Annotated in this window: 7 protein-coding genes; all 7 read left to right on the forward strand. The window is 74.4% G+C overall.

What is annotated here, in order from left to right; translation table 11 throughout:
- Positions 1–215: 215 nt before the first annotated feature.
- Entirely contained in the window at positions 216–3,122 is a 2,907-nt protein-coding gene (locus ABTW72_RS03250; RefSeq protein ID WP_350853599.1) for a tetratricopeptide repeat protein, read from the forward strand.
- Positions 3,123–3,315: 193 nt separating this feature from the next.
- The gene (locus tag ABTW72_RS03255) at positions 3,316–5,940 is read left to right on the forward strand and encodes a fibronectin type III domain-containing protein (RefSeq protein ID WP_350853602.1); all 2,625 of its coding nucleotides are present in this window, start codon (positions 3,316–3,318) and stop codon (positions 5,938–5,940) included.
- A gap of 27 nt (positions 5,941–5,967) precedes the next feature.
- The gene (locus ABTW72_RS03260) at positions 5,968–6,963 is read left to right on the forward strand and encodes an AAA family ATPase (RefSeq protein WP_112583044.1); all 996 of its coding nucleotides are present in this window, start codon (positions 5,968–5,970) and stop codon (positions 6,961–6,963) included.
- A 14-nt stretch (positions 6,964–6,977) separates the two neighbouring features.
- Entirely contained in the window at positions 6,978–8,150 is a 1,173-nt protein-coding gene (locus ABTW72_RS03265; protein WP_350853606.1) for a DUF58 domain-containing protein, read from the forward strand.
- Positions 8,144–10,489 (forward strand): transglutaminaseTgpA domain-containing protein, encoded by a 2,346-nt coding sequence (locus ABTW72_RS03270; RefSeq protein ID WP_350853609.1) that lies wholly within the window; start codon positions 8,144–8,146, stop codon positions 10,487–10,489. Before ABTW72_RS03265 ends, ABTW72_RS03270 begins: the two co-directional genes overlap by 7 nt.
- Positions 10,490–10,626: 137 nt before the next feature.
- Entirely contained in the window at positions 10,627–11,373 is a 747-nt protein-coding gene (locus tag ABTW72_RS03275) for a class I SAM-dependent methyltransferase (protein WP_350853612.1), read from the forward strand.
- Positions 11,374–11,435: 62 nt separating this feature from the next.
- A complete protein-coding gene (locus ABTW72_RS03280; RefSeq protein ID WP_350853615.1) occupies positions 11,436–12,239 on the forward strand; it encodes a class I SAM-dependent methyltransferase in 804 nt (267 codons plus the stop codon).
- Position 12,240 lies beyond the last annotated feature (1 nt).

A 12,240-nucleotide genomic window follows, 5' to 3' on the forward strand; every position in this document is an offset into this window, starting at 1 on the left:
CTCGCCGACCAGATGATCTTTCATCCGGTGGTCAGCACAGCGGGCCGCACGGGGAGTTACTGTACACGCCGCTCGTGGATCATGCACATCGCCTTCCGGCCCCTCTTCCCCGGCCATCCCGCCGCTGCTCAAGCCGCCTCAAAACGGTCGCGCCGACACACCGTCGGGGCGTGTCCGGGTAGCGTCCGGCGGCCCTCTGACGGCAGCATTGCCACGTGTCCCATCCCTCCCCCCTGGCAGCCGCCCAGCACCGAGCCCTCGCCCTGCGCGCCGCGGGCGACCTCAGCGCCGCCCGGCGACTGCTCGCGGAGGCCATCGAATCCGCTCCCCCGCCGTACGGTGACGACCATCCCGAGGTGCTGCACACCACACACCTGCTGGCACGGCTGCACCGGGAGGGGGACGACCCGCTCGCCGCCCGCCGGGTGTTGGAGGAGGCGTTCGCGGCGGGCGAGCGGCGCTGGGAGCACTCTGACCCGCTGATGCTCGCGCTCGCCTTCGAACTCGCCGAGGTGGCGGAGGAGCTCGGCAACCGGCACGAGGCCCGCCGCAACTACACCCGCGTCGCCACCGCCGGGCCCGCCGCGCTGGGGGAGAACCACCCGGCGGTACGCGCAGCCCGCGACTACCTCGGCCCACCCCCGTCGACGCCGAGCGAACAGCACCCCGCGCCGGCGTCCGGTCCGATCCCGGTCGGCCCGGTGACCGAGCCCGGTGCCCGGTCGGCGCTCTCCGGCCCGACCCTGTCGCTGGCGACCCTCGCCGCGATGCGACCGCCCGCCGGCGGCCCGCCGCCCGCCGTCTCACCCTGGGCGCCGCACCCGCCGGCCGCGCCCCACCAAACCCCTCCAGCGGTACGCGCACCGGTCACACCCACGCCGCCCGGCCACGCCACCCCGGCATCGGTCCCCGCCCCTCGGGCGACGCCCGTTCAGCCGGCAGCTCCCTCGATCGCGCCAGCGCAGCCCGGCCCGCCGACGGCCGGACCCCGACCCGCGACCCCGCCCCGCCCGCGTGCCGACGCGCCACTGCCGGCGAACGCGATGTCGCTCGGCTCGGGCGTCAGCGGGCAACCCCCCACGAACGCGCAACCACCACTTCGGCGCACCGATGAGCAAGCACCCGGGCGTGCGATGCCGCCCCGTCACCGCCCCGATGAGCAACCGTCCGGACCGTCCCGTCCGGCGGCCGGCCCGATGCCCCGGCCGAGGGCTGAAGGCCCGCCGACGGCGCCGGCCGGGCAGCGGTCACCAGACCGACTGCCGTCCGGGCCGGCCGTGGCACCACGTCAGCGGGTTGGTGGCCACCCGACTCCGCCGGTGGTTCCCCCGCCGTCGACCCCGACCGCCCCGGCGTCGACCGCCCCGCCGGCAACACCGGCCGTGCCGGCACCTCGCTGGGACGACCCCACGATCCGGGTACGGCAGATCGAGCCGCTGCTGGCCGAGGAGGCAGCCCGAGCCGCCACCCGGCCAACTGCGCCGAGCGAATCGCACAACGTGTCCGGCACCGAGGCGACATCATCGGGCAGGCCCTCCCCGACCGTTGCCCACCCGGGGCCGGCGTACCCGGTGAGCGGACCACCGGCCCAGCCCGTCAGCGCACCGCCGGTAACCCCGCCTCCGATCTCCGCTCCCCCCAGCCAGCCGTACCCGGTCTCGGGACCACCGGCCCAGCCGTACCCGGTCTCCGCGCCGCCCGGCTACGGCCAACCCGTTTCCGCACCCCCCGGCTACGGCCAACCCGTGTCCGCACCCCCCGGGCACACCTACCCGGTGTCCGCGCCGCCCGGCTACGGCCCACCCGTTTCCGGACCCCCCGGCTACGGCCAACCCGTGTCCGCACCACCCGGCTACGCCCAGCCCGTGTCCGCACCACCCGGGCACACCTACCCGGTGTCCGCGCCGCCCGTGTCCGGGCCGCCCTACGGACCACCCGTCTCCGCGCCTCCGGTGAGCGCACCACCCGTGCCGCCCTGGGGGTTGACCGCACCGCCCTGGAGCAGCAGCGCCCCACCGCAGCCCCTGCCAACTCCAGGTGCCGACTCCCCCACCCAAACCACCACGCCGACGCCGACCACTACGGCTGCGCAGGCCGCCACCGCCGAGCAGGCCCCGGCAACTGGGCAGGCCCCGGCGGCTGGGCAGACCATGATGGACGCGGGCGGTACCGGTGCGGACGGTGACTCTGGCCTGGGCATCCTCGACGCCCCGGTGACGCCGGCTCAGCGGGCCCCTGGCGCGCTGTCCGACCAGACCGTGGTGTTGCCGTCCGTACCCGGGCAGGGCGGCCCGGCCCGGGTCGAGGCCAGTCCAGGCTGGCCCGCCGCCGGGCAGGCGAACCCCACCGCCGCGCAAACGCACCCCACCGGGCAGGCAAGCCCCGGTGCCGCCCAGACAAACCCGAGCCTGGCGCAGGCAAGCCCTGTCGCCGCGCAGCCCAACCCGGCTGCGCAGCCGGCCTGGCCCCCGTCCGTCAGCGCCGACCCGGGGCTGACGCCGCCGGCCGCGCCGCCACCGGCCCAGCAGTACCACCACCAGCCGCCCCACGCGCCGTACCCGACCCAGGACCAGCACCGGGCGCCGTACCCGGGTCAGCAGTACCACCCGGCGCCGGACGCGTACCGGCCGGCGTACGCCGATGACGGTGGGTCGACGGGCCGCAACCGGGCGGCGTTGATCGGCGCGGTCGTGGCGGCCGGGGTGGCCGTCGTGGCGGTGGCGGGCCTGGGTGCGGTGATGCTGACCCGCGACGATCCCCCGCCGACCGGGACCACGCCGACGGCGGCGGCGCCGACGGCGGCCGGGCTTCCACCGGGCAACCTGAAGTTGCGGGACGATTCGACCACGATCACGTTGACCTGGACGGACCCGACCGGCGGCGCGGTGCCGTTCATGGTCGCCGCTGGCCGGGCCGGGCAGGCGCTGGGCGTGATCGCCACCGTGGACCCGGGCCGGACCAGCTACACGGTCAACGGGTTGAACTCCCGAGTGGATCACTGTTTCACCGTGTTGGCGGTCTACTCCACTGACAGCTTTGCGACTTCCGGGCAGGTCTGCACCGCCCGGGAGCGCACAGCCACGTCGAGCGGGGAGCCCTCCGGGCGACCGTCGCCGCGCTGAGCCGAGCCGAAACCGCGCCGAGTCCGAGCGGAAACCGGGCTGAGCTGGACGTCCACAACGCACACTCTCGGTATCCACAGGGGTGACGGTGCGGGTTCCCCCGCCACCACCAGCGCCATATGATGGCACCCGGCTCAGGGGAGGGGTCGCCGGAAGGCGCGCCACCTGCCACGACTCAGGGAGGCAGCCGGCTGTGGCCAGCATCGACGACGCCCTACAGACCGAGGCCCCCCGCTCCCGGTCCCGGCTGCGCGGCGGGCTGGTGACCGTCGGCACGGTGGCCGCGCTGTTGGCCGCCATGGGGCTGACCGTCCTCGGGCTGGGCGCGGCGGACAACGCGGTGGCCAACTACGACGCGAGTTCCTGGCTGTGGAGCGCGGCGCGCAGCGAGCTTGCCCGGGTCAACGGGGTCACCGCCCGGGTGGACACCCGCACCGAGATCCCCGGTGCCCGGCAGCATCCGATGCAGATCACCCAGACCGACCGGCTGCTGATCCTGCGGGACCTGCAGACCGGGCAGGTCAGCTCCCTGGATCTGGCCACCCTCCAGCTCAGCGCGACCACCCGGACCACCCCTGGCCTGGGTGTCAGTGTCGCCCTGCACGAGGACGCGGCGTTCGTCGTCGACGCCGTGCAGGGCATCGTCCGGCAGCTCGATCCGCGATCGCTGACCCCGGTCGGCGAGCCGGTGCGCTATCCGCCGGGCATCACCGGCGGCACCTTCGACGGTAAGGGTCGACTCTGGATCGCGGTGCCCAGCCAGGGCACCGTCTCGGCGATCACCGCCGCCAAGCTGCCGTCCGCGCCGGCGTCGGCCGCGCCCGCGGGTGCCGGGCTCAGCCCGCAGCGGGTCGAGTCGTACGACGTCGCCGACGCCAGCCACGAGCTGGTCGTCTCCACCCTGGACGACGGGGTGGCAGTGCTCGACCGGACGGCCGGGAAGCTGGTGCGGGTGCAGCGCGGTGAGGTGCACCCGACGGCGCTGACGCTGTCCGGCCCGGCGGCGCTGCCCGCGCGCACCAGCGGCCCACGGGTGCCGGTCACGGTGACCGCCGACCGGCGGGTGCTGCTGGTGGGTGACGGTGGGCAGGAGAGCGGGTTCACCGTGCCGGGTGAGGGGGATCGGCTCAGCCCGGCGGTGGCCTGGGCGAACCGGTTCTACTGCGCCGACGAGGCCACCGGCACCATCTACTCCTTCGACGCGGCGGGCCAGCTGGTCGAGACCATCCGCGGGCGGGCCAACGGGCCGCTGGAGCTGGAGGTCCGGGAGAACCACCTGTTCATCAACTCTCCCGACTCGGCGACTGCGCGGGTCGTGGACGACAAGCACCAGGTGCGCGAGGTCAACAAGTACGCCAACGACGTGCTCGGCGGTGACCCGCCGCCGGTTCCCCCACCGCCGCCTCCGCCGAAGAAGCCGCGGGTGGGCAAGCCGAGCGCGCCGCGCAGCGTCACGGCCGCCGCCGGCAACGCCCAGGCGCGGGTGAGTTGGCGCCCGGCCGCCGCCAACGGCGCCGAGATCATCAAGTACGTGGTGCAGGGTGCCGGGCAGCGCCTGGAGGTGGGCGCCAACCAGCGTGCGGTGGAGGTCAAGGGCCTGACCAACGGCGAGACGTACCGGTTCGCGGTGCACGCCGTCAACGCCAAGGGCGACGGCCCGCCGCGCAACAGCAACCCGGTGACGCCGACCGCCGCGGTGCCCGACCCACCGGCGAGCGTCACCGCCCAGGAGCGGCCGGACGGCACGGTCCTGGTCAAGTGGCCGGCGGCGAACGGGCAGGGCAACACCATCGCGAGGTACGCGGTGACGGCCAGTTCGGCGGGGACGAACGCGCCGGCCGGCGAGTCGACCAGGACGGAGCTGGTGGTGCCCGCCGGTGAGTTGGAGTTCGGCACCCAGTACGCGTTCACGGTGGTGGCGGTCAACAGCAAGGGCGCCGGGTCGGCGGCGTCCCCGGTCAGCAACACGGTGGTGCCCTTCGCGGCACCCGGTCGGCCGCTCAACCTGCGCGCCGGCACGGTCGCCAACCAGCCGGGCGCGGTGACGGTGCAGTGGGCTCCGGCCGAAGCCAACGGTCGGCCGGTGACGAAGTACCTGGTGGACGTCGGTGGGCGGGTCAGCGAGGTGACCGACACCCGCACGACAGTCACCGGGCTGGGCAACGGCCAGAACGTCACGGTGAAGGTGAAGGCGGTCAACGAGGCGGGGCCGGGCCCGGAGGCCACGGCCACCGCCCGCACGGTGGCCGAGCCACGGGTCACGGTGACCGGCTCGTCGTCGACGGCCACCGGGGCGACTGTCACGTTCACCGTGGACGCCGGTGGCGGTCAGGCCACCTGCACGCTGACCACGGCGGGCGAGCCGGCGAAGGCCGGGGCGTGCTCCAGCATCACGATGACGGGCCTGACGCCGGGCACCGCCTACACGTTCACGGTGACGGCGAGCAACGCCGCCGGTAAGGGCACCGCGAAGAAGGCGCAGGCAACCCAGCCGATGTTCGGGATCGCGACCTGCAACAACGGGCCCGACGGTGACCAGCGGACCTACTGCAACAAGGAAGTCGACGGCCGCAACGGCAACGAGGTCTTCAAGGTCACCCGGCAGGACAACGACCAGCAGGCCGGCTGGGCCAAGCCCGGCACCCGGCTCAAGGCGTACTGCAAGAAGTCGGGCGAGAACGTCGACTCGTGGATCTACAACAACCAGAAGCAGAGCAACTGGTGGGTGCAGGTCGAGTTCAAGGGGAAGAACTACATCCCCTGGGCCTGGCTCAACCTGGAGGGCGGCGACAACATCAACGTCCTGCCCACCTGCTGAAACACCAGGCGAGGAGCACCACCGACCGTGAACACCCACGAGCCGCTCACCCAGCCGGAGGTGCAGGGCTTCGCCGCCCTGGCCGCCCGGCTGGCCGAGAACGTCAACGCGGTGGTGCTCGGCAAACCGCAGGTGGTGCGACTGGCACTGACCGCGCTCTTCGCCCAGGGTCACGTGCTGCTGGAGGACGTGCCCGGGGTGGGTAAGACGACCCTGGCACGGGCCATCGCCGCCACGGTGAAGGGCGAGTGGCGGCGCATCCAGTTCACACCCGACCTGCTCCCCTCGGACGTGTCCGGCGTGACGATCTTCAACCAGGCGACCCGGGACTTCGAGTTCCACCCGGGGCCGGTCTTCGCCAACATCGTCATCGCCGACGAGATCAACCGGGCGTCGCCGAAGACCCAGTCGGCGCTGCTGGAGGTGATGGAGGAGCGCACCGTCACCGTGGACGGGGTCCGGCACCCGGTGCCGTCGCCGTTCCTGGTGGTGGCCACGCAGAACCCGGTGGAGATGGACGGCACCTACCGGCTGCCCGAGGCGCAGTTGGACCGCTTCCTGGTGAAGCTCTCCGTCGGGTACCCGGACGAGGCCGTCGAGGTCGAGGTGCTGCGCGGCGCGACCGTCCGGTCCCCCGAGGCGCTCGCCCCGGTCACCGACACCGCCACCGTCGGCGAGATGGTCCGGATGGCCCGCCGGGTGCACATCGCCGAGCCGCTCTACGCGTACGCGGTCCGGCTGGCCGCGGCCACCCGCACCCACCCGCAGGTGCGCGTCGGGGTCAGCCCTCGGGGCGTGATCGCGTTGACCCGCGCGGCATGCGCGTACGCGTTGATCGACGGGCGGGGCTGGATCATGCCGGAGGATCTGAAGGCGCTCGTCGAAGCGGTGTTCGCGCACCGGCTGCTGCTCACCCCGGACGCCCAGGTGCGCGGGATGACCCCCGCGGAGGTGCTGCGCCAGGCCGTCGCCTCGGTGCCGGTGCCGTTGCCGTCGGGGCAACCCGCTCCGGTGCAGGGCTGACCGGCAGCAGCGCGATGGGGATCACCGCCCGTGGGGTCGGGCTGCTCGTCGCCGCCGTGGTGCTGCTGGGGGTGGGTTTCCGGTTCGCGTACCCCGAGTTGACGCTGCTCGGCGCGGCGGCCGGCGCGGCCGTCGGCTACGCCGCGCTCATCGCGGCCTGGCGGCCCCGGCTGACGGTGACCCGCCGCGCGGACCCGGACCGGGTGGCGCGCGGTGAGCCGGCGAGCATGACGTTGACCGTGCGCAACACCGGGCGGCTGCGCTCGGCGAACCTGTTGGCCGAGGACCGGTGCGGGGAGCGGACCGTGCCGGTGCCGGTGCTGCGTCTGCGACCCGGCCGGGACACCGAGGTCCGCTACGACGTGCCCACTGACCGTCGTGGGGTGGTGCCGGTCGGTCCGCTGCGGGTGACCCGGCGCGACCCGCTGGGGTTGGTGGCGCTGGCCCGCCCGTACGGTGCGACGGTGCCGGTCTGGGTGCACCCCCGGATCCATCCGCTGACGGCGGTGCCCCGAGGCGCGGGGCGCAGCCTCGACGGCCGGGTGGACGGGGTCCCGCACGGGTCGATCACGTTCGACTCGCTGCGGGAGTACGTGGTCGGCGACGAACTGCGCCGGGTGCACTGGCGCACCAGCGCCCGGGTGGGTGAGCTGATGGTGCGGGAGAACGTGGACACCAGCCTCCCGCGTCTGGTCGTTCTGCTGGACAACCGCGTCGCCGCGCACCCGCAGAGGGTCGGCGGGATGGCGGAGTCGTTCGAGTCGGCCTGTGAGGCGGCGGCGTCGATCGTCACCGCCGCGCACCGCGCCGACGTGCCGGTGCTGTTGCTGGTGGCCGCCGCGGAGCCGGCGGAGGTCACGACACCCGACGGCGAGTCCGACGGCCCGCTCGGGCCGCTGGACCGGCTCGCCGCCGCCGACCTGTCCACCGACGGTGGTGCGGTGCGGGCGGCCACCACCCGGCTGCGGCAGGACCGGCTCGGCGACACGTTGATCTTCCTGACCGGGCCGGGTGGCCGCGACGAGCTGGGCCACGTCGGGGCGCTGCGCGGGGCGTACCCGTCGGTGGTGGTCGGGGTGTTCGGCGCGGCCGAGCCGACGCCGCCGGGCGCCGCCGGCCTGGTGGTCGTCGACGCGGCCGACGGCGCGCAGTTCGCCGCCGAGTGGGACGGGGTACGCCGGTGGTGACGGGCGCCGTACGGGTGCTGCGGGCGGCGGTCCTTCCGCTGGCGCTGATCGGGCTGACGGCGCTCGCCGGGGTGGTGCTCGGCCGGGTGTACGCCGGTGGCCTGCTGACCTGGCTGGTCGTCGGCGCGGCGGCGGGTTCGGTGCTGGTCAGCGTGGCCGCCCGGCGGCTACCGTCCTGGCTGGTGGCACCGGTGTCGGTGGCCGCGATGGCCGGCTGGACACTGTGGTCGCTGCGGCTGGCCGCCACCCGCGCGGAGTTGCCCGGCGGCCTGCTGGAGGTCACTACGGACGCCGCCCGCAACGGCATTCCCCGGCTGCTCACCGCGATGATCCCGGTGGAGCCCACCCCGGACACGGTGCTGGTGCCGGTCGTCGCCGCCTGGCTGGCCGGGCTGACCGGCGCGGAGGTCGCGCTGCGCACCGGCCGGGTGCTGCTGGGTTACCTGCCGGCGGCGGGGCTCTACGCCGCCGCCCTCTACGTGGTCGGCCCGAACGCCGAACCGGCGCTGGGGTCGACAGTGGCGTTCGTCGCGGTCGCGGCTCTCGGCCTGGCGATCCCCACCCGGACCGCGCCCGGCGGCGGCGACCCGACCGCCGAGCTGACCCCCCGGGTACGCGCGGCGGTGCGACTGCGGCTGGCCACCAGCGCGGCGCTCGGGGTGGCAGTGGTGGTCGGCCTCGTGGCGTTGCTCGGCCCGGTCGTCGCGGAGCAGGTCGACGGCCGGCCGGTGGACCCGCGCCGGTACGTGGAGCCGCCGCAGGTGCAGACGCTCGACGAGAACCCGTTGATCCGGATCTCCGGCTGGGCGCTGCACCCGGAGCAGAAGCTCCTCGACGTGAGCACGGAACGCCCTGACGCACCGCCCGCCGACGCCCCGCCCGAGGCTGACCCTGCGGCGGACACCGCGCGCAGTGTGCGCATCCGGTTGGCGGTGCTCAGCGACTACGACGGGGTGACCTGGCGCGTCGGCGCGACGTACCGCAACGCCGGACGGATCCTGCCGGTCGCGACCGCGGCCCGGGACAGCACCGTGCAGACGGTCCGGCAGCAGATCAGCGTGGCCGAGTTGAGCGGCCGGCTGCTGCCCGCCGTGGCGACGCCCCGGGAGGTCAGTGGGGCGAGGGTGGCGTACGACCCGGCGAGCGGGACGCTGATCCGGCCGGAGGGGCTGACGCCGGGGCTGCGGTACACGGTGACCTCCGCCGAGGAACGCCCCGACTCGAACCTGTTGGCCAGCGCGAACGTGCCTGCCGGCGACGAGGTGGCCCGGGTGCTGCGGGTCGCGGACGGGGTGCCCGACCCGATGCGCCGGCTGGCCACCCAACTCGCCGAGGAGAACGGCGCGCCGTTCGCACGGGCGTCGGCGATCGAGCAGTTCCTGGCCGAGCACTACCGGGTGGTGGCGGACGCCCCGAGCGGGCACGCGTACCCGAATTTGGGTTTCTTCCTGTTCGGGCCCCGCAACGGCGGCGGGCAGGAGGGCACTTCGGAGCAGTTCGCGGCGGCGTTCGCGGTCCTCGGCCGGCTCTCCGGGCTGCCCACGCGGGTGGTGGTGGGCTTCCGGACCAGCGGGCAGGGGCCGGTGCTGGCCGGTGACGCGTACGCCTGGCCGGAGGTGCTCTTCGACGGGCTGGGTTGGGTGTCGTTCGACCCGCTGCCGCGCCCCAACGACGAACCGAGACCGGTGGAGGAGGATTTCCGCCCGACGCCGGAGGACCCGCCGCCGTCGGAGGCGCCGGCACCGACCGCGGAGCCGAGCGCCTCACCGGAGCCGGTGGCCGCCGACGACGCCCCGCCCGGCCCGGACGGGCTCTCCACGCCGGTGCTGGTCGCCGGCGGCAGCGGCGGCCTGCTGCTGGTGGTGGGGGCGCTCCTGCTCACCCTGCTGGCGATGCGCCGCTCGCTGACCCGCAGCCGGCTCGTGCGGGGCGACCCCGGCCAGCGCATCGCCGGCGCCTGGCGGGAGGTCACCGACGCGTTGCGGCTGGCCGGGAGACCGGTCGGGGACGACCTGGCCGCCACCGAGATCGCCGGGCACGCCCGCCGGACCCTCGCTGACGCCCGGGCGGGCACGACCGGCGACGACCCGGACGCCGTCGCGCCCATCGGCGGCACCGCGGCGGCAGACGCGTCCAGCCCGGCGGTCGACGAGTTGGCGGCCCTGCTCAACCAGGTGGGCTTCGCCCCTGGCGCCGCGACGCCCGACCAGGCGGCTCGCGCCGCCGAGGTGGCCTCCGCCTACGTGGCCACCCTGCGCTCGGCCCGCCCCTGGTGGCGCCGCCTGCTCTGGTCGGTGCACCCCACTCCCCTGCGCCGCGCCCGCCGCTCCCCCCGATGAGCAGGAGCACTGCGGCAGAACCAGCGACCGGCTCCTCCCCTGCGCGGGGGAATACGGTCCCGGCGCTGGGGGATGGCCCCGTCCCCCAGCTTGTGAACTACTCAAAGACGCCAACTGACGACCACTGTGGAGTGCCGATGAACCCGCACTATGACGGCTTTCTCGCCGACCACTACACGTGGATGTTCGACGCGCCCTACCCGGCCCTCGTCGAGGAGCAGCTCGATGCTCTACGCCGAGCCGGCGTCACGGAGCCGAACGGCACCGGCCTCGCGGTCGACCTCGGCTGCGGCTCGGGCTTCCAGTCGGTCGCACTGGCCAGGATGGGATATCCGACCATCCTGGCGGTCGACAGCAGCGCCAAGCTCCTCGCCGAACTGGAACTGCACGCCAGTGACCATCCGGCTATCCGCGCCGTCCACGACGACCTGAGCCAGGTCGCGGCGAACCTTCCCGCCGGCGCAGCCGAACTGGCGGTATGCATGGGCGACACGCTCACCCACCTGCCGGACCGCCGGGCCGTCACTCAGCTCTTCGTCGACCTGTCCGCCGCCCTGGCTCCGGGAGGTCGCCTCGTGCTCAGCTTCCGTGACCTCACCACGAGCCTCACCGGGACGAGCCGGTTCATCCCGGTGCACGCCGACGCCGACACGATCCTGACCTGCTTCCTGGAGTACGAGTCCGCCGTCGTCACCGTCCACGACCTGCTGCACCGACGGACCGGTCACGGTGACTGGACGCTGTCCGCCAGCTCCTACCGCAAGCTGCGCATCGAGCCGGAATGGGTCGCCGACCAACTCACCGAAGCGGGCTTCCACGACGTCCGCCAGGCACCCGCACCCCGCCGGATGACCCTGCTGACCGCCACACGCCAACAGTCATGACCGGCCCGCTCGACGGATGAAATCCGTTGGCCCGCGCGCCGCACACCGGTGATCATCAGAGCGTGGACCAGCATTCGAGCGACATCGTCGACTACTACACGCAGCGCTACCGCGAGGACCAGCGGCTCACCGCCCGCCCGCAGGCGCGACTGGAGTGGATCCGCACGACGCAGCTCCTGCGGGATCTCCTGCCCGGGCCGGGTGCCCGGGTGCTGGACATCGGTGGGGGCACCGGCGAGTACGCGCGGGCCCTCGTCGCCGCCGGCTACCAGGTCCGTCTCGTCGACCTGGTGCCGAGCCACGTCGCGCAGGCCCGCGACGGGCACCCTCCGGTCGAGGCGCAGGTGGGCGACGCGCGTGCGCTTCCCGACGCCGACAACGGGTATGACGCCGCTCTGCTGCTGGGCCCGCTCTACCACCTGGTACGCCGCGCCGACCGGCTACAGGCCCTCCGTGAGGCGGTCCGGGTCACCCGCCCCGGCGGTCTCGTCGTTGCCGCCGTCATCTCCCGGTTCGCCGGCCCGTTGGACTTCGCGGCCACCGGGCGACTCGACGAGAGGCTGCTCGACGAGGCCAGGGCGCTGCTGAGCGACGGCGTCAACGATCCGCGGATCGGTTTCACCCACGCCTACTTCCACCGGGTCGAGGAGATCACCGACGAGTGCGCGGCCGCGGGGCTGACCGATGTCGTCGTACACGGGGTGGAGGGCCCGGCCTGGACGGCGGCGGAGGCGGCGGCGAACGGGCCGGCGCAGGACGCGGTCTTCGCCGCCGCGTTGGACCTCGCCCGGCTCTACAGCAGCGAGCCGGCGCTGATCAGTTCCAGTGCCCACCTGCTGGCCGTCGGGCGCGTTCCGGCGCGGTAGC

This window comes from Micromonospora sp. NPDC127501 (genome assembly GCF_040302185.1).
Lineage (GTDB): Bacteria > Actinomycetota > Actinomycetes > Mycobacteriales > Micromonosporaceae > Micromonospora.